This is a genomic window from Rhodanobacter sp. C03 (genome assembly GCF_002001175.1).
Lineage (GTDB): Bacteria > Pseudomonadota > Gammaproteobacteria > Xanthomonadales > Rhodanobacteraceae > Rhodanobacter.
The window spans coordinates 831,900-849,171 of the sequence record NZ_MUNT01000006.1; the positions used below are offsets into that span (position 1 = coordinate 831,900).

Consider the following 17,272-nt stretch of genomic DNA (forward strand, 5'->3'; position numbering starts at 1 on the left):
TCCGAACCGGCCCCGGCACGCTCCAGACCATACGCTTTCGTACGGGAGGATCACCATGAAGCACGCTGTTCGCCTTGCCATTGCCGCTGCTCTGCTGCTTGGAGCGGGTGCCGTTTACGCCGCCAACGACACGCCGGTCGGCACCTGGAAAACCATCGATGACGCGACCCACAAGCCGAAATCGATCGTGCAGATCACCGAGACCAACGGCGAGCTGCAGGCCAAGGTGCTGCAGGTGCTGCAGTCCGATGATGGCCCGCATCCGGTCTGCAGCAAGTGCGATGGCTCACGCAAGAACCAGCCCGTCGAAGGCATGACGATCATGTGGGGCGTCAGCAAGGACGACGACGTGTGGGATGGCGGCAAGATCCTCGACCCGAACAACGGCAAGACCTACAAGGTCAAGCTCACCGTCACGGATGATGGGCAGAAGCTCGACGTGCACGGCTACATCGGGTTCTCCCTGCTCGGCCGCAGCCAGGTGTGGGAGCGCCAGCAATAAGCACTGCGCCGACGACTCTGTCCGTGTCGTACCGAACCCCATGCCGGCACATCCTGCATGGGGTTTTTCATGAGCCGCGATCGAGCCCGGCGGACTCATGCTGCAGCGTCGGCCCGATGCACCACCAGACAGTGCGAGCTGAAGCTTGCGCGCAGCGCACGACCAACATCGTGTTCGACCACCAGATGCTGCACTTCCTCGATACCGGCCACCCGATGCGTCGCCACGGTGCCGAGCTTGTCGCTGGTAGCAACGACGACCGTCTCGCCGCTGGCCTCGACCATCGCCCGCTTCAGCAGGACTTCCTCGCTGTCAAAACCCCATAGCCCTCCGATAGCATCAACCGCGCAGGCGCCGGGAAAGCACAGATCGGCACGTACGCGCTGAATCTCCTGCACCGCCTGTGCGCCGATGGCAGCACCAATCCGTACATCGACCCGGCCACCGATCAGCAAAATTTCGAAGCCTTCGCGCTCCAGCAGGATCTGTGCGATATCCGGTGCATTGGTCACCACGGTCAGCCCTAAATCCTGCGGCAACGCAACGGCGATCGCCGCATTGGTCGAACCGGCATCGATCAGCAGTACCTGCCCCTGCCGCACCAGGGTCACCGCCTTGCGCGCCAATGCCAGCTTGCGACCGGCATGCTCGTGGCGCCGCTGCTTGAGCGGCGCCACGGCGGCGGACAACGGCAGCGCGCCACCGTATACACGCTTGCACAAACCTTGTGCGGCCAGCTCGCGCAGATCGCGCCGGACCGAATCCTCGGACACTGCGAATTCCGTCGCCAGCTCCAGCGCCACCACGCGACCGCGCTGACGCAGTCGATCGAGTATCCATTGCTGGCGCTCCTGCGGCAGCATCTCGCCCGGATTCACCTTAGCCATGCTCACGCACCTCCGACGATGCGGCGTCGAGCAAGCCCAGCGCAACCAGTTCGGCGCGCAATGTCGCGGCATCACGAAAATGCAGCGCATGCATGCCGAGCTTCGCCGCCGCAGCCACATTGCGCGGAGCATCGTCGATAAAGACTGCGCGTTCCGCTTGAACACCGTAACGGTTCAACAGCACGTGGAAGATCGCCGGATCGGGCTTGATCATCCGCTCCGCCCCGGATACCACGATGCCCTCGAATACCTGCAGGAACGGATAGCGCTCGAAGGCCAGCGGAAAGGTCTCCTGCGACCAGTTGGTCAAGGCGTACAGGCGCATGCCGCGCGCGCGCAGCTCATGAAGTATCGCCAGGCTGTCGTGCAGCGGGCCGCGCAGCATCTCGTCCCAGCGTGTGCGGTAGGCGGCGATCAACGCGGCGTGTTCGGGGAATTCCTCGCTACACAGCCGGATGGCCTCGTCCCACGGACGCCCGGCATCCTGCTGCTCGTTCCACGGCGAATTGCACACCTCGGCCAGGAACAGCTCCATCGCCTGCTCGTCATCGAACAACTGGCGATACAGATAGCGCGGATTCCAGTCGATCAGGACGCCGCCGAGATCGAAGATCACCGTGTCCACTGCCGCATGCCCCGTTCCTCGTTCGCTCATTTCATCATCCTCGTTATGCATGTCATTCAACGCCGCACGATCCGCGCCGAGGCTGCCACCAGCACCAGCATGCCCGCGACCACGGCCAGCGCTACCGGCAGGTTGCTGGCATGGGCCAGGAAACCGATCAGTGCCGGGCCACTGAGCAGGCCGGCATAGCCCAGCGTGGTCACCGTGGCGATGGAAATGGCCGGCGGATTGCCCGGCAGGCGCCCCGCTGCACTGAACATCACCGGCACGATGTTCGATGCGCCCAGGCCAATCAACACGAAGCCGAACAGCGAAACCGATGGCCACGGCGCCATTGCCGCCAGCAGGAATCCGACCGCTGCTGTACTGGCACCGACGCGCACCGTCCACACCGGACCCAGTCGACCGACAACCCGGTCGCCGGCAAGCCGGCCGGCCGCCATCGCCACCGAGAAACATGCGTAGCCGATGCCGGCGGATGCCGCGGAGAAACCGCGGAAGTCGCGCAGCAACACGGCACTCCAGTCGAGCATCGAACCCTCGGCCAGGAAACTGACGAAGCACAGCACGCCGAGCAGCAACACCAGCCCGCGCGGCAAACGGAATACTGCAGCCCGTTCGGCTGCATCGTCCACGCTTGAAAACAGGCTGCCGCGCTGGCTGAGCACGATCAGCGCCAGCAACAGCGCGATCGCCATAGCGCCGGTCCACAGTGGCAGGCCCAACGCCAGCAATGCACTCATGATCGCGGCACCAGCGAGGCCACCGATGCTGAAAAGCCCATGAAAACCCGACATCAACGCGCGACCATCACGCCGCTCCACCTCGACTGCATGCGCATTCATCGCCACATCTACCGCACCCAGCATCGCGCCGAAGTACAGCAGTGCCAACGTCAGCGTCAGCACGTTCGGCACGATCGCGAGCAGCGGAATCGCCACGCATAGCAGCAGCCCGGCCACGCTGATCACTTTGCGGTTGCCATAACGATGGGTCAGCAAGCCGACCAGCGGCATCGACAGCATCGAGCCACCACCGAAGGCCAGCAGCACCAGGCCAAGACCCGCATCGTCCAGACCCAGCCGCGCCTTGGCATACGGCACCATCGGCGCCCAGCTGGCCATGCCGATGCCGGACACCAGAAAGATCAGGCGGGTGGCGCGGGTAGCTGCCCCGAGCCCTTCCCGCCCTGTCGATAGCGCCTCACTCATCACATTCAATGTTCCGGTCCATGCATATAAATCATGCACAAATGTACATAACCAAGTTAAATCGTGCAAATGACAGGTCCGCATTCCGCCCCGAATCCGCCATGACAGCCACTCCATCTCGATCCATGCTCGCTCCTCACGCTCAACTCTCACGTAACCGAGCCAAACAGGTCGACAACCCATGCCAACCATCATCAGCCATGCCGTCGTGCCTCTGTTGTTCGGTGCCGCCGCCGGACACCGCCGTATCAGCCGCCCCTTGCTGGCAGCTGGAGCGATTGCCGCGATGCTGCCGGATGCCGATGTGCTGGGCTTCAAACTGGGCATTGCCTATGCCGATGCGTTCGGTCATCGCGGTGCCTGCCATTCCGTCGCCTTCGCCTTGTTGCCTGCCCTACTCGCGGCGACGCTACACAAACCGCTACAGACATCAGCTTGGCGAGCTGCGACGTTCGTCGGCCTGTTGGCCGTATCGCACCCCTTGCTGGATGCGCTTACCGATGGCGGGCTCGGAGTTGACTTGGCGCGGCCGCTCGATCAGCACCGGTTCTTTTTTCCATGGCGTCCAATCGAGGTCTCGCCGATTGGCGCACGGTTCTTCAGCATGCGTGGCTGGCAGGTGATCCAGTCCGAGATGGTCTGGGTCTGGCTCCCTGCCGCCCTGCTCGCATTGCCGCTATACCTGCTGCGGCGTCGATGGGATGCCGCCCCGCGCAAGCCCTGAGATACGGCCAGCCGCAGGCCCGCATGCAATAATGCGCAGTCATTCCGGAGTGCCTGTCTGCCATGAGTCGTCGTCTGCTCGTCACCCACGCTTTGCCCTATGCCAATGGCCCGCTGCATCTGGGCCATATGCTTGGCTATATCCAGACGGATATCTGGGTGCGCGCGCAGCGGATGATGGGCAACGAAGTGCATTTCGTTGCTGCTGACGATGCCCACGGCACGCCGATCATGCTGGCCGCCGAAAAGGCCGGCATGACGCCAGAGGCGTTCATCGCCGGGATCCGCCAAGGCCATGAGGCCGACTTCGCGGATTTCCAATTCAGCTTCGACCACTACCACACCACGCATTCGGACGAGAACCGCGAGCTGGCCTCGCTGATCTACACGCGCCTGCGCGACAGCGGCTATATCGCCAAACGGAACATCAAGCAGCTGTTCGATCCCGAAAAGCAGATGTTCCTGCCGGATCGTTACATCAAGGGTGTATGCCCGAACTGCGGCACGCCGGATCAATACGGCGACAACTGCGAGAACTGCGGCGCCACCTACGCGCCGACCGACCTGATCAACCCGTATTCGGTGATGTCGGGCGCCACGCCTGTGTTGCGCGATTCGGAGCATTACTTCTTCGAGCTGAGCAAGTTCGAAGGATTGCTGCGTGACTGGTTCGCCGGCAAATTCACCGGCGGCAAGCCGGTGGCGAATAGCGGTGTCGCGGCGAAGTTGCGGGAGTGGCTGGACGGTGGCCTGAAGGACTGGGACATCTCGCGTGATGCGCCCTACTTCGGCTTCCCTATACCCGATGCGCCGGGCAAGTTCTTCTACGTGTGGCTGGACGCGCCGGTTGGATATCTGGCCAGCTTCAAGGCGCTATGCGACCGCACCGGCCTGAAGTTCGATGACTTCCTCGGTCCCGACAGCACCGCCGAGATGCACCACTTCATCGGCAAGGACATCATCAACTTTCACGGCCTGTTCTGGCCGGCGATGCTGCACGGCGCGCGGTTCCGTACGCCCACCGCGTTGCACGTCAACGGTTACCTGACGGTGAACGGCGCGAAGATGTCCAAGTCGCGCGGCACCTTCATCCAGGCACGTACGTATCTCGACGCTGGGCTGCATCCGGAATTCCTGCGTTACTACTTCACCACCATGCTCAGCGACGCGCCGGTCGATGTGGATCTCGATCTCAAGGCATTCGAGGAGCGCGTCAACTCGCACCTGGTCGGCAAGTGGGTGAACATCGCCAGCCGCACCGCCGGCTTCGTGCAAAAGTTCTTTGACGGCAAGCTGGCCGACCATTTCGATGCCGAAGAAGCCGCGCTGTGGCAAACCCTGCTTTCGCACTACGACGGCATCGACCATCTGTACGAAGACGGCGAATTCGCCGAGGTCACACGGCGCTTCGTGCTGATGGCCGATCTGGTCAACGGCCACATCGCCGCCAAGGCGCCGTGGCTGATGGCCAAGGACGAAGCACAGCGCGACGCGCTGCATCAGGTGTGCTCGTTCGCGCTGGCGGCCTTCCGCGTGCTCGCTGGTCTGCTCAAGCCGGTGATGCCCGCCACCGTGGCCGCCGCCGAACAATTCCTCGCTGCGCCGATCACCAGTTTCGACGATGCCCGTCGCGAACTGCACGGCCACACCGTCAACGCGTTCGAGCCCTTGCTCGCCCGCATCGACCCCAAGCGCATCGAGGCGATGGTGGAAGCATCGAAGGAATCGCTTGGCGGTTCCGTTGCTGAAGCCAAACCCGCGCCTGCAAAAAAATCCAAGGAACCCGGCAAGACCATGAGCGAAGCAAGCAGCACTGCGAACGCCCCCGCCAGCGGTAACGCCGTCGATGGCACGGCCATCATCGGCATCGACGATTTCGCCAAGCTCGACCTGCGCATCGGCAAGGTCATCACTTGCGAATTCGTTGACGGCTCCGACAAGCTGCTGCGCTTCGAACTGGATGCCGGCCCATTGGGCAAGCGACAGATCTTCTCCGGCATCCGCGCCGCCTACGGCGAACCGGAAAAACTGGTCGGCCGCAACGTGGTGTTCATCGCCAACCTGGCGCCGCGCAAGATGCGCTTTGGCGTGTCCGAAGGCATGATCCTGTCGGCCAGCGACGGCGGCAGCGACCTTTTCTTGCTTGACGCCGACAACGGCGTGACCGCTGGCGCAACGGTCAAATAGGCGATTCCTTCCATAAAAAAACCTCCCGCTGCGAGGCGGGAGGTTTTTTTATCCGATCAGATCAGCTCACACCAGTTCGCTGGCATTCGCGATGATCTTGCCCACCAACCCGTAAGCCTCGGCGGCTTCCGCGGACATCCAGTAATCGCGCTCGGTGTCCTTGGTCACGCGCTCCACTGTCTGTCCGGTCTCGCGCGCGAAGATCTCGTTGAGGCGTTGGCGCATGCGGATGATCTCGCGTGCATGGATCTCGATCTCGCTGGCCGAACCGCCGGCGCCACCGGAGGGCTGGTGCAGCAGGAAGCGGGTATTGGGCAGGCTGAAGCGGTTCTCGCGCTTGGCCGCGGCATAGATCAAGGCACCCGCGCTGGCTACCCAGCCGGTACCGACGATGCGCACTTCAGGCTTCACGAACTTGATCATGTCGTAAATGGTGTCGCCTGATTCGACGTGGCCACCCTGGCTATTGATGAAGATGGTGATCGGCTCGTCGCTCTCGTACTGCAGCGCCAGCATGCGCGCTGTAACGCGTTCGGCCAGCTTCTGGTCAATGCCGCCATAGATCAGGATGGTGCGCGCCTTGAACAGGCGATCCTCGATCTGCGGCGGCCGTTTTTCCGGCGTTACGGTTTCGGCTTCCTTGGCGAGCGAAGCCGGGGTGCGGTCGATGGAATGCATGCGTGGTTCCTTGATGATCGTGCCGAAGCACCGATGATGGCACTTCCATTCGGACCCGTGTTTGCGGCCGATGGTCTCCTTCATACGAGATGGCGACAAATGGCAACACTTCAAGCTGGGGATGCGCCGGCGGTTTGCGCGACAATGGGCCACTATGACGTTGCATCCCTCCATGAATGATTCCGTTGCCAGCCTCGCCGACCGCATCGACGCGATCCTGCCGCAGACGCAGTGCGAGCAGTGCGGCTATCGCGGCTGCCGCCCGTATGCGGAAGCGATCGCGCATGGCGAAGCCGAGATCAACCAGTGCCCGCCGGGCGGCACGGCAGGCATCGAGAAGCTGGCCGCGCTGCTGCAACGGCCGCTACTGCCACTAAATCCCGAACATGGCGTCGAGAAGCTGCGCACGCTGGCGCGCATCATCGAGGCCGACTGCATCGGCTGCACCAAGTGCATCCAGGCCTGCCCGGTCGATGCGATCGTCGGTGCGTCGAAGCTGATGCATACCGTGATCACTGACGACTGCACCGGCTGCGAACTGTGCGTGCCAGCCTGCCCGGTCGACTGCATCGTGCTGTTGCCGATGCCGGTCGAGCAGATCGATACGGCACATGCCGATGCGGCACGCGTGCATTTCCAGCGCCGTGAGGTTCGACTGGAACGTCAGCGCGTGCAACGCGAAGCCGAGCTGGCCGCACGCAAGGCGGCGGTAGACGCCACAGCCGGCCCGATCAATCCCGTGCTGGCGGCGCTGGCCCGCGCCAAGGCGAAGCAACAGGAGCCGAAGCCGTGAAGCGCGCCGACGTGATCGACATGTTCACGCGATTGCGCGAACTCAACCCGCATCCGACCACCGAACTCGTCTACACCACGCCGTTCGAACTACTCGTTGCCGTGGTGCTGTCGGCACAGGCCACCGATGTCGGCGTGAACAAGGCGACGAAGAAACTCTATCCGGTAGCGAACACGCCGCAGGCGATTCTTGCTCTCGGTGAGGAAGGCCTGAAGCGCTACATCAGCACGATCGGCCTGTTCAATGCGAAGGCGAAGAACGTGATCGCGCTGTGCCGGCTCCTGATCGAGCAGCACGCCGGCGAGGTGCCACATGACCGCGAAGCACTGGAAGCATTACCCGGTGTCGGTCGCAAGACCGCCAACGTGGTGCTCAACACGGCGTTCGGCGAACCGACCATCGCGGTGGACACACATATCTTCCGCGTCGCCAACCGCACCGGGCTGGCACCGGGCAAGGACGTGCGCGCGGTCGAGGACAAGCTGGAGAAGGTGATCCCCGCCGAGTTCAAGCAGGATGCCCATCACTGGCTGATCCTGCACGGCCGCTACGTGTGCAAGGCACGCAAGCCGGATTGCCCGCACTGCGCGATCCGCGACCTGTGCCGGTACAAGGACAAGACGCTGGCCGACTGAATCAGGCAGCCATCAGGCCGGCAGCTGCGCCCGCTCCAGCGCTGCGATGTGGCGTTCCAGCCGCGGTCCCAGGTAGCAATGTGAGCCGCAGGGCAACAAACCGACCTCACCGAATTCGCGCAGATACCAGGCCGGGGCGCGCGACACGAAACCGTGGTGGTCGCCGGCCACATCATCGCGACTGGTGAACACCTCCAGGAACGCCACGCCGTCGAGCATCTCGCCAATACCCTGCAGCCCGGCACGGATCTCGGCCGGCTTCAGATAATGCAGCACGTCAGTGCAAACGATCAGGTCGAAGCGGGTATCGAAGCGCAACTGTTCGAGCTGGCCGAAACGCGCCAGGCCGATGTTGCGGCTGCGGCCATAGCGCGCCACCACGTATTCGCTGGCATCCAGACCGCGATAGGCGATGTCCGGCCGCAATGCGCGCAGCGGCGCCCGCCAGGTGGCCTCGCCGCAGCCGACATCGAGCACGTTGCGGATCGGCCGACCGAGGTAGTACTCCGCCTGAGCCACCACCATCGCTACCTTGCGCTTCAGTTCGGTCGGCGAACCGACCGCGTGTTTAGGATCGCGGTACCACTTGTCGAAATAGTCGCGATCATAGGTCTTGGGCATGGCAGGCTCCGGCGGGTGTCGCATGGTAACCGCCGTCGCGTGCGATGGGCACTTCGGCTGAATCGCGCCCGAATCTGGGTTATCCGTCACGTTGCGGCAGTCATCGAAACGGCACCCCATGCGTTAAGACTACGCAACACCCATCACCGGAGTACGGACGCATGCCCGCCGCCGCCCCGTTTCGCTGCCGTACGCTGGTCCTCGGCTTGCTGTTGACGCTGGCTCCCGCACTGGCTTGTGCCGGCGACGGGAACCCGCCGAGCCGGATGCCTACCACGACAGTCACAGCGAAGCTGGACGGCCTGCGGCTGGGCGACATCGCCTGGCTGCGTCGCGACAGCTTCGGTCTCGACAGTGCCACGCTGGCGCGCTACCGCGAACTGGGCCGCACGCGCTTCCTCGATGAGCAGTTGGCCGGTGGCGACGACAACCTGCCGCCGCAGGTCGCCGCGCAGATCAATAACCTGACTGTCATCAGCACGCCGCTGGCGCAGCAGCTAGCCGACTACCAGGAGCGTGCGCAGCAGTTCAAACAGGCACCGGCTGGTCCGGCCAAGGACGCCGCGAAGACCGCGTTCCAGCAGTACCGCCGCGACATCTACCAGCAGGCCGCACAGGCTGAGATGCTGCACGCGATCTACGGTGGCGACCAGTTGAAAGAGCAACTGGTGTGGTTCTGGCTCAACCACTTCAGCGTATATGCGGAGAAAGGACCGGTACGCCTGTTCACTGCCGACTACGAGGAGCACGTAATCCGCCCGCATGCGCTGGGCAAGTTCAAGGATCTGGTCATGGCCACGCTGCAGAGCCCGGCCATGCTGGAGTTCCTCGACAACGTGCACAACGTCAAGGACAAGACCAATGAGAACTACGCGCGGGAGTTGATGGAACTGCATACGCTGGGTGTGAACTCCGGCTACACCCAGCAGGACGTGCAACAGCTGATGCGCATCCTCACCGGCGCCGGCCTGCTGCCGGCAAAGCCGGCCGCGCGCCGGAATCTGTTCGCCCGGGCACGACCTGGCCTGGTGCGCGACGGCCTGTTCGTGTTCAACCCGAACCAGCACGATTTCGGCGACAAGAATTTCCTCGGCCAGACCATCAAGGGCAGCGGCTACGACGAGATCGCCGAGGCCGTGGATCTGATCGTGCGCCAGCCCGCCTGCGCGCACTTCATCTCGCAGCAGCTTGCCACCTACTTCATCGCCGACCAGCCGCCGGCATCGCTGGTCGATGCGATGGCGAACACGTTCCGGCGCACCGACGGCGATATCGCCGCGGTCATGCGCACGATGCTGCTGTCGCCGCAAGCGGCCGCCCTCGACGAACACAAGTTCAAGGACCCGATGCGCTTCCTGGTCTCGGCGATGCGGTTTACCTACGACGGCGAAACGATTCCGAACGCGGTGCCGCTGGTGAACTGGCTGAGACAGATGGACGAGCCGCTGTACGGCCGCATCACGCCCGATGGCTGGCCGCTGGATTCGACCAGCTGGACGGGCTCGGGCCAGATGAGCAAACGCTTCGACTTCGCCCGCGTAATCGGCAGCGGACGCAACCGGCTGTTCATCGACAACAGCGATCCTGCACTGCCCGGTACTCCTGCGAATCCGCCGCGGGATGCGCCCGCCTTGCGCGACTCGGCGCTGTACCGTGATGCGGTCGCGCAAGAACTGTCCGTCGCCACCAGCAACGCGCTGAACCAGGCCAAGTCACCGACGGAGTGGAATACGTTCCTGCTGTCGTCGCCCGATTTCAACTACCGCTGACGTTCTCCCCCTGCCTGCATGGACGAGCTTGCCGACCATCACCGAGGTGCTCCATGAATCGCCGCGAATTCCTGCTTGCCGCCGCCAGTGCCACCGCTGCGTTGCCGGCCCTGTCGTTCTCCGGAAAATTGTTCGCCACGCCGACCACTGCACCGCGCTTTCTGCTGGTGTTCCTGCGCGGTGGCTACGACTGCAACAACCTGCTGGTGCCCCACAGCAGCGACTTCTATTACGAATCGCGGCCGACGCTGGCGATCGCCAGGCCGGATGGCGGCAACCCGGACAGCGCGATCGCACTGGATGCAAACTGGGGACTCAACCCGGTGCTGCGCGACTCGATCTATCCATTTTGGCAGCGCAAGCAGATCGCGTTCGTGCCGTTCGCCGGCACCGATGACCTGTCGCGCAGCCATTTCGAGACGCAGGACAATATCGAGTCCGGCGAGCCTACCGCCCAACGCGGCAATTTCCGTTCCGGCTTTCTCGCGCGGCTGTCCAGCACCCTGCCCAATGTGCCGCCGATCGCGTTCACCAATTCGCTGCCGCTGAGTTTCCAGGGCGCTGGCCATGACATTCCCAATATCTCGCTGAAAGGTGATACCAAGCCGCATTTCGACGCGCGCCAATCGGCGATCCTCACCCAGATGTATCAGGGCACTTCATTGGCCGCCGCTACTGCGGACGGCCTGGCGCTGCCGAACACCGTCTCGCAGGATCTGCGCGATGAAATGGTTCACGCCAGCCGCGGCGCACCGAGCGCGAAAGGCTTTGCCAGCGAGACGCAGCGCATCGCCACGCTGATGCGCGATCGCTACCGGCTCGGTTTCATCGACGTAGGCGGCTGGGATACCCACGTGAACCAGGGCAGCATCACCGGCGGCCTGGCCAACAACCTGCGCAATCTCGGTGACGGCCTTGCCGCCTACGCCGACGCACTCGGCGACGAGTGGAACAACACCGTGGTGGTGGTGGTTTCCGAGTTCGGTCGCACCTTCCGCGAGAACGGCAACAAGGGCACCGACCACGGCCACGGTACCGTGCACTGGGTACTCGGCGGCAAGGTCAACGGCGGCCGGATCGCCGGCGAGCAGATTGCCGTCAACCAACAGAACCTGCTGCAGAACCGCGACTATCCCGTGCTCAACAATTACCGCGATGTGCTTGGCGGCATGCTCGGACGTGTGTGGAACCTGTCAGGCAAACAATTGCAGACCGTGTTCCCGGGCGCGCAGCCACGCGATCTGCAGCTGGTTTGAGGCAACACTCACGCCACCGTACTGGGTACCAGCAGGTGCTTGGCGATCTGTCCGTGCAGGCGGCCGATGCCGCGTACCAGATGCAAGGTGGCGAACAGCAGCACGATGCCAACAAGAGAGAGCGCAATGGTGCCAGCCCACCCCGGGCCGTAATAGCTGAAACCATCGACATCCATGTTGATCACGTTGAAACCGAAGGCCTTGACGAAGGGCGAACCAATGAAGGCCAGTGACACACTCAGCAGTGTCACCGCGATGGTGAAGTAGATGATGCCCAGCGGCAGCATCAGCAGCATGTAGAACAACGTGCCCCAGGTACGGCCGTCAGTGAACATCGCGCCGATGCGCTTCAGCAGCGGCTGCCCTTGCTGCGACGGATACGGTGGGCGGCGCGGCATGCGCACACCCAGCATGGTTTCCACGATGCGCCCCTCCAGCAGCGAAAGGCCGCGCACGCTGCCAAGGAACAGCAGGAAGAACGGGATGCCGATGACCAGGAATGACAAACCGGCCGAAAGCGACAGGCCAGTCACCGCCCAGGTGAAATAGAAGATCCCGGTGACCAGCGCCAGCAACAGGTAGAACAACGCGCCGTAAGTATGTGGATCAGCCGCGACGCCGAAGAATCGTCCCAGCACCGAATGGCGTTGCGGCGACGGCGGCGGTCGGATCGCGCGCTGGATCCTGATTTCCTGGTCACGGTAGATGTCCGCCACTTCGTCCGGTGCGCCGTAGCTGCCAACTACATGTTCCAGCATCGCCGCTTCATCGCGACCAGGCTGGTCAGCCAGTTCGGCACGCAGATGTTCCTCGGCGTCGTACAACGCATCCTGGACCAAGGCCGGATCGGCGCCGCGCAAGGCAGCACGAAGCTGTTCCAGATATTCATTGATCGTGCGTGGCGCGTTCATTACACCCCTCCTTGCAAGACGTTATCGACGGAATCACGGGTCGCGGTCCAGGCCGCCACCCACTCGCGCAACACTTCGCGCCCCGGTTTGGTGATGCGGTAATAGCGGCGTGGCGGCCCGCTGACCGATGGCTCGACTTCACTGCCCAGCAGTCCTGCTGCTTCCAGATTGCGCAATACGGGATACAGCGCGCTCTGCTTGCCAGCCAGCACGCCCTCACCCACTTCTTCCAGTCGTTTGGCGATCTGGTAGCCGTACATCGGCTGGCGCGACTGGCCGAGCACCGCCAGCAGCACCAGCGACACGGTGCCGCTGGAAAGCTCCTTCTGGAACTTCTTCAACTGGCTGGCATTGTCTTCCATTCACTCACCCGCACTGCCGCTTAGACTTGAGTGAACTATAGTGTGAACTTGATACTAGTGCATGGGCCTGAAGTCATGCCTCTGGCAATTCGGCACCCGGGCTCTGCTAAGTTGCCTTTCTGCCGATCAATCGCCTGAAGGGGTACCGCATGTTTCGTCGCCACCATTTCGTCGCAGCCACTGCATTGAGTGCCAGCCTGCTGGCATTGTCCGCACTCGCGGACCAGGGCAAACCCACACCGACGACCCAGGAGTTGCTGGCCAAATCCAGCGCGGCCGAATGGCGCCAGCCTGACCCGAACAATCTGCTGGTGATGCAGCTGGCCAGCGGCCGGGTATTGATCGAACTTGCACCAGACTTCACCCCGCTGCATGCCGCGAATATCCGCACCCTGATCAAACAACATTATTTCGACGGGCTGTCGATCGTGCGGGTGCAGGACAACTTCGTGACCCAATGGGACGACCCGGCAGGCGACGATGGTGGTGACCCGAAAAAGATACGCTCGCTGGGCCACGCCAAGAACACCTTGCCGCCCGAGTTCACGCGCCCGATCGATCCGAAACTGCCGTGGACCGCGCTGCCGGATGGCGACGTCTATGCGCCCGAAGTCGGATTCTCCGAAGGTTTCCCGGTCGCACGCGATCCGGCCAGCGGACAGGAATGGCTGACCCATTGCTACGGCATGGTCGGTGTGGGCCGCGACAACGGCCCGGAAACCGGCAATGGCAGCGCCTTGTATGCGGTGATCGGCCAGGCACCACGCCGGCTGGATCGCAACCTGGCCGTGATCGGTCGCGTGCTGGAAGGCATGCCCCTGCTGTCCGGCCTGCCGCGTGGCGCCGGCCCGATGGGCTTCTACGCCAAGCCGGAGCAGCGGATCACGATCCAGTCCGTGCGCCTGGCTGGCGATCTGCCCCCCGCACAACGCCCGTCGGTGGAAGTATTGCGTACGGACAGTGCCACGTTCGCGGACCTGATCGAGACCAAGCGCAACCGCCGCGATGCGTTTTACGCGGTCCCCGCCGGCAAGGTCGATCTATGCGGCGTCGATGTACCGGAGCGCGCAGCCAAAACCGCCGTGCCGGTTAAACCTTGATCGAGGTCATGTCTGCGGTTGACTCTTCCATGAAAACATTGTGTTCAGCCCTGTCGGCTAATTTGCAAGCGTATATACCCGTTTGCATGCGTACCCATCACCCTCGGAAATTTTGATGCCGTGAGCGATACCCTGACCTTTTTGCGAGCATGGCTGCGTGCCCCACGCAGCATTGGCGCGCTGCTGCCGTCAGGACCCTCGCTGGCACGGCTGATGACGACGCACGTCAACCATCTCGATGGCCCAGTGATCGAACTGGGCCCGGGTACCGGGGTGTTCACCCGCGCGCTGGTAGCGCGTGGCGTACCGACCCATCGGCTGGCACTGATCGAAGCCGACCCGATCTTCGCGAACGCCCTGGCGCAGCGCTATCCGGGTGCGCATGTCCTGAGCATGGACGCTGCGCAGCTGGGCGAAGCACTTCCACTGTTCGGCGAGGAGCGCGCCAGCGCGGTGATCAGCGGATTGCCCTTGCTGTCGATGCCGGCAAGCCAGGTCGCAGCGATCATCCAGGGCGTGTTCGAGCAGCAATTGCACGCCGATGGGGCGTTCTACCAGTTCACCTATGGCCCGCGCTGCCCGTTGCCGCGTCGCCTGCTGCAACGGCTGGACCTCGAAGCGGTGCGCATCGGCAGCGTGTTGTTCAATCTGCCGCCCGCCGCGGTGTATCGCATTGGTCGACGCCAGCGCAACCGCGTCGCCGCGTAAAGCGCTTGCGCATGAATCCCTGCTGAGTCTTTCGCGGGCTTCCATACATAACCTTGCCATTGGCTGCGCTATCAGTACAGGCCAGAGCTCGCTGTTGCAGGGCGTCGTGCGGGAAGCCACCGATGAAACGCAGCCGCAAGGTATTGAGCTGGATCGTGGGTGCACTGCTGGTATTGGTCGTCGTCATGGTGGTCGTCATCGCCACCTTCGACTGGAACCGGCTCAAGCCCTACCTCAACGAAAAAGTCAGCCAGGCCATCGGCCGCCCGTTCGCGATCCATGGCGATCTGAGCGTGGCGTGGCAGCGCGAACCGGCCGAGGGCGGACTGGCTGCACTGGTGCCATGGCCCGAATTCACCGCGCGCGATATCCAGATTGCGAATCCGTCCTGGGCAAATCAGCCGCAGTTCGCGCATCTGGATGGCTTGCGCTTTCGCCTGTCACCACTGGGGCTGCTCGCCCATCGCATCAGCATTCCGTCGCTGCAACTGGTGCAGCCGAGCATCGATCTCGAACGCAACAAGCAGGGACAGGCCACTTGGGACTTCAGCTTGCCGCAGAGCAGTGCGCCGTCGGCGTGGGCGCTCGACCTTGGTGCGATCGGTTTTGATCGTGGCCAAATCACACTGGACGATGCCGCCGGCCGGATAAAACTCCAGCTCAGCGTCGAGCCATTGCAGCAGGCGATCCCCTATGACCAGATCGTGATGCAGGAATCGGCCGATGCGCGTGCGCAAGCCGGCAAGACGGCGGGCACGGCTGCAGGCAAGGCAGTGGCCAATGCCGGAAATAACGATACGGACAGCGAAAGCCATGTCGCCAGCAAGACCAGTTACCAGTTCGCGTGGAAGGCTGATGGCACGTATCAGGGTGTGCCGGCCAGCGGCAGCGGCCGGATCGGGGCAGTGCTGGCCTTGCAGCAGAACAGCCAACCGTTCCCGCTGCAGGCCCGGTTGCACATCGGCGACAGCCATATCGCCCTGGTCGGCACGCTGACCGATCCGACGCATCTGGCGGCACTTGATCTCAAACTGTGGTTCGCCGGCTCCAGCATGGCCAAGCTGTATCCGATCATCGGCGTCACGTTGCCGGACACACCGCCGTATGCCACCGAGGGCCGTCTCAAGGCCGAATTACACCGCAATGGCAGCCATTTCAGCTATCAACACTTCCGTGGCCGTGTCGGCGGCAGCGACCTCGCTGGCGATCTCGATTACACCACGGGCGGCGCGCGGCCGAAGTTGAGCGGTACGGTGAAATCGCAGCTGCTGCAATTTGCCGATCTCGCGCCACTGATCGGAGCCGACTCCAACACCGAAAAACAGCAACGCGGCGACGCCACCGCGCAGCCTGCCGACAAGGTACTGCCGGTCGAACCCTTCCGCACCGATCGCTGGCAGGCGATGGATGCGGACGTGCAATTCAGCGCTGCGCGCATCGTGCACGGGCCAAGTCTGCCGATCGAGTCCTTGAGTACCCATCTGATCATGAGCAATGGTCAGCTGCAGCTGGATCCGCTGAACTTCGGGCTGGCCGGTGGCAGCATCAGCAGTCATATCCGTCTTGACGGCAGCAGATCGCCGATGCAGGGCACGCTGAAACTCAACGCGCGTCATCTCAAGCTCAAGCAACTATTTCCGGAATTCGCGCCGATGCAGACCAGCTTCGGCGAGATCAATGGCGACGCCGATCTCGGTGTGCGTGGCAACTCGGTGGCCGCCCTGCTGGCCCATGCCAATGGTGAGTTGAAGTTGCTGATGAACGATGGCGCAATCAGCAAGACGCTGCTGGAAACCGCGGGCCTCAACGTCGGCAACATCATCATCGGCAAACTGTTCGGCGACAAGACGGTGAAGATCAATTGCGCCGCTTCGGATCTGGTCGTCACCGACGGCCTGTTCGATGCACGGCTGTTCGTGTTCGATACGGAAGATGCCACCATCAACGTCAGTGGCACGGCAAACATGGCCAGCGAACAGCTCAACCTCGACGTCACGCCCCACACCAAGGGTTTTCGCATCTTCTCGCTGCGCTCGCCGCTGTACGTCAAGGGCACATTCAAGAATCCCGACGTCGGAGTGCAGAAAGGTCCGTTGCTGATCCGCGGCGCTGGCGCCGTTGCACTCGGTGTATTCGCCGCTCCGGCCGCTGTCTTGCTCGCCCTCGTCGCACCCAGTCACGACACCGGCAATGACAACACCTGTCGCATCGTGCTGCAGCAGCTGCACAGCTCGGGCCGGATGATGCCGTCGAACAAGGCAGCTGCAGGCAGCAGGTAGCCGCATCGAAGTGCACTGCGCATGG

General features: G+C 63.1%; 17 protein-coding genes. 10 read left to right on the forward strand and 7 right to left on the reverse strand.

Features of this window, described 5'->3' with window-relative positions; genetic code table 11:
- Positions 1 to 55 precede the first annotated feature (55 nt).
- Positions 56 to 502 (forward strand): DUF2147 domain-containing protein, encoded by a 447-nt coding sequence (locus B0E48_RS12025; RefSeq protein ID WP_077518306.1) that lies wholly within the window; start codon positions 56 to 58, stop codon positions 500 to 502.
- Between the two features lie 95 nt (positions 503 to 597).
- Here B0E48_RS12025 and B0E48_RS12030 read toward each other — a convergent pair whose 3' ends face one another.
- From B0E48_RS12030 to B0E48_RS12040, 3 genes are read right to left on the reverse strand one after another with little or no spacing between them, the layout of a single operon-like run.
- A complete protein-coding gene (locus B0E48_RS12030; RefSeq protein WP_077518307.1) occupies positions 598 to 1,389 on the reverse strand; it encodes a DeoR/GlpR family DNA-binding transcription regulator in 792 nt (263 codons plus the stop codon).
- Entirely contained in the window at positions 1,382 to 2,044 is a 663-nt protein-coding gene (locus B0E48_RS12035) for an HAD family phosphatase (protein WP_077518308.1), read from the reverse strand. Before B0E48_RS12035 ends, B0E48_RS12030 begins: the two co-directional genes overlap by 8 nt.
- A gap of 26 nt (positions 2,045 to 2,070) precedes the next feature.
- Positions 2,071 to 3,225 carry an MFS transporter gene (locus B0E48_RS12040; RefSeq protein ID WP_077518309.1) on the reverse strand — a complete coding sequence of 385 codons (1,155 nt, stop codon included), beginning with the start codon at positions 3,223 to 3,225 and terminating at the stop codon, positions 2,071 to 2,073.
- Positions 3,226 to 3,406: 181 nt separating this feature from the next.
- Between B0E48_RS12040 and B0E48_RS12045 the strand changes: the two genes are divergently transcribed.
- Complete coding sequence (locus tag B0E48_RS12045; RefSeq protein WP_077518310.1) at positions 3,407 to 3,949, forward strand: metal-dependent hydrolase; 543 nt, start codon at positions 3,407 to 3,409, stop codon at positions 3,947 to 3,949.
- 62 nt (positions 3,950 to 4,011) lie between these two features.
- Positions 4,012 to 6,135, forward strand: a complete 2,124-nt coding sequence (metG, locus tag B0E48_RS12050) for a methionine--tRNA ligase (RefSeq protein WP_077518311.1) — start codon at positions 4,012 to 4,014, stop codon at positions 6,133 to 6,135.
- 66 nt (positions 6,136 to 6,201) lie between these two features.
- Here metG and B0E48_RS12055 read toward each other — a convergent pair whose 3' ends face one another.
- Positions 6,202 to 6,813, reverse strand: coding sequence for an ATP-dependent Clp protease proteolytic subunit (locus B0E48_RS12055; RefSeq protein ID WP_077518436.1), 612 nt, complete (start codon positions 6,811 to 6,813; stop codon positions 6,202 to 6,204).
- 172 nt (positions 6,814 to 6,985) lie between these two features.
- Here B0E48_RS12055 and B0E48_RS12060 point away from each other — a divergent pair, with 172 nt between their 5' ends.
- Positions 6,986 to 7,606 carry an RnfABCDGE type electron transport complex subunit B gene (locus tag B0E48_RS12060; protein WP_077518312.1) on the forward strand — a complete coding sequence of 207 codons (621 nt, stop codon included), beginning with the start codon at positions 6,986 to 6,988 and terminating at the stop codon, positions 7,604 to 7,606.
- On the forward strand, positions 7,603 to 8,241 hold the full coding sequence (gene nth / locus B0E48_RS12065) for an endonuclease III (RefSeq protein ID WP_077518313.1): 639 nt from the start codon (positions 7,603 to 7,605) through the stop codon (positions 8,239 to 8,241). Before B0E48_RS12060 ends, nth begins: the two co-directional genes overlap by 4 nt.
- Positions 8,242 to 8,253: 12 nt before the next feature.
- Here the strand turns inward: nth and B0E48_RS12070 are convergent, their stop codons facing one another.
- Positions 8,254 to 8,862: a class I SAM-dependent methyltransferase gene (locus B0E48_RS12070; RefSeq protein WP_077518314.1), complete on the reverse strand. Its 609-nt coding sequence runs from the start codon at positions 8,860 to 8,862 to the stop codon at positions 8,254 to 8,256.
- 161 nt (positions 8,863 to 9,023) lie between these two features.
- Between B0E48_RS12070 and B0E48_RS12075 the strand changes: the two genes are divergently transcribed.
- Both B0E48_RS12075 and B0E48_RS12080 read left to right on the forward strand, forming a co-directional pair.
- Positions 9,024 to 10,631: a DUF1800 domain-containing protein gene (locus B0E48_RS12075; RefSeq protein ID WP_077518315.1), complete on the forward strand. Its 1,608-nt coding sequence runs from the start codon at positions 9,024 to 9,026 to the stop codon at positions 10,629 to 10,631.
- 53 nt (positions 10,632 to 10,684) lie between these two features.
- Entirely contained in the window at positions 10,685 to 11,887 is a 1,203-nt protein-coding gene (locus tag B0E48_RS12080; RefSeq protein WP_077518316.1) for a DUF1501 domain-containing protein, read from the forward strand.
- Between the two features lie 8 nt (positions 11,888 to 11,895).
- Here B0E48_RS12080 and B0E48_RS12085 read toward each other — a convergent pair whose 3' ends face one another.
- Together B0E48_RS12085 and B0E48_RS12090 are read right to left on the reverse strand one after the other, a co-directional pair.
- Positions 11,896 to 12,798 carry a sensor domain-containing protein gene (locus B0E48_RS12085; protein WP_077518317.1) on the reverse strand — a complete coding sequence of 301 codons (903 nt, stop codon included), beginning with the start codon at positions 12,796 to 12,798 and terminating at the stop codon, positions 11,896 to 11,898.
- Positions 12,798 to 13,160: a PadR family transcriptional regulator gene (locus B0E48_RS12090; protein ID WP_077518318.1), complete on the reverse strand. Its 363-nt coding sequence runs from the start codon at positions 13,158 to 13,160 to the stop codon at positions 12,798 to 12,800. Before B0E48_RS12090 ends, B0E48_RS12085 begins: the two co-directional genes overlap by 1 nt.
- Before the next feature lie 149 nt (positions 13,161 to 13,309).
- Here B0E48_RS12090 and B0E48_RS12095 point away from each other — a divergent pair, with 149 nt between their 5' ends.
- From B0E48_RS12095 to B0E48_RS12105, 3 genes are all read left to right on the forward strand, one after another.
- A complete protein-coding gene (locus B0E48_RS12095) occupies positions 13,310 to 14,260 on the forward strand; it encodes a peptidylprolyl isomerase (RefSeq protein WP_077518319.1) in 951 nt (316 codons plus the stop codon).
- A 120-nt stretch (positions 14,261 to 14,380) separates the two neighbouring features.
- Positions 14,381 to 14,968 carry a phospholipid methyltransferase gene (locus B0E48_RS12100; protein WP_077518320.1) on the forward strand — a complete coding sequence of 196 codons (588 nt, stop codon included), beginning with the start codon at positions 14,381 to 14,383 and terminating at the stop codon, positions 14,966 to 14,968.
- Positions 14,969 to 15,090: 122 nt separating this feature from the next.
- On the forward strand, positions 15,091 to 17,247 hold the full coding sequence (locus B0E48_RS12105; RefSeq protein ID WP_077518321.1) for an AsmA family protein: 2,157 nt from the start codon (positions 15,091 to 15,093) through the stop codon (positions 17,245 to 17,247).
- Positions 17,248 to 17,272 lie beyond the last annotated feature (25 nt).

Bases quoted from the DNA above. Each gene is read 5' to 3' on its own strand.
- B0E48_RS12090 (WP_077518318.1), bottom strand. From the start codon at position 13,160: ATGGAAGACAATGCCAGCCAGTTGAAGAAGTTCCAGAAGGAGCTTTCC.
- B0E48_RS12085 (WP_077518317.1), bottom strand. From the start codon at position 12,798: ATGAACGCGCCACGCACGATCAATGAATATCTGGAACAGCTTCGTGCT.
- B0E48_RS12060 (WP_077518312.1), top strand. From the start codon at position 6,986: ATGAATGATTCCGTTGCCAGCCTCGCCGACCGCATCGACGCGATCCTG.
- B0E48_RS12070 (WP_077518314.1), bottom strand. From the start codon at position 8,862: ATGCCCAAGACCTATGATCGCGACTATTTCGACAAGTGGTACCGCGAT.
- B0E48_RS12025 (WP_077518306.1), top strand. From the start codon at position 56: ATGAAGCACGCTGTTCGCCTTGCCATTGCCGCTGCTCTGCTGCTTGGA.
- B0E48_RS12105 (WP_077518321.1), top strand. From the start codon at position 15,091: ATGAAACGCAGCCGCAAGGTATTGAGCTGGATCGTGGGTGCACTGCTG.
- B0E48_RS12035 (WP_077518308.1), bottom strand. From the start codon at position 2,044: ATGAGCGAACGAGGAACGGGGCATGCGGCAGTGGACACGGTGATCTTC.
- B0E48_RS12075 (WP_077518315.1), top strand. From the start codon at position 9,024: ATGCCCGCCGCCGCCCCGTTTCGCTGCCGTACGCTGGTCCTCGGCTTG.
- B0E48_RS12055 (WP_077518436.1), bottom strand. From the start codon at position 6,813: ATGCATTCCATCGACCGCACCCCGGCTTCGCTCGCCAAGGAAGCCGAA.
- B0E48_RS12095 (WP_077518319.1), top strand. From the start codon at position 13,310: ATGTTTCGTCGCCACCATTTCGTCGCAGCCACTGCATTGAGTGCCAGC.
- B0E48_RS12080 (WP_077518316.1), top strand. From the start codon at position 10,685: ATGAATCGCCGCGAATTCCTGCTTGCCGCCGCCAGTGCCACCGCTGCG.
- B0E48_RS12030 (WP_077518307.1), bottom strand. From the start codon at position 1,389: ATGGCTAAGGTGAATCCGGGCGAGATGCTGCCGCAGGAGCGCCAGCAA.
- B0E48_RS12040 (WP_077518309.1), bottom strand. From the start codon at position 3,225: ATGAGTGAGGCGCTATCGACAGGGCGGGAAGGGCTCGGGGCAGCTACC.
- metG (WP_077518311.1), top strand. From the start codon at position 4,012: ATGAGTCGTCGTCTGCTCGTCACCCACGCTTTGCCCTATGCCAATGGC.
- B0E48_RS12045 (WP_077518310.1), top strand. From the start codon at position 3,407: ATGCCAACCATCATCAGCCATGCCGTCGTGCCTCTGTTGTTCGGTGCC.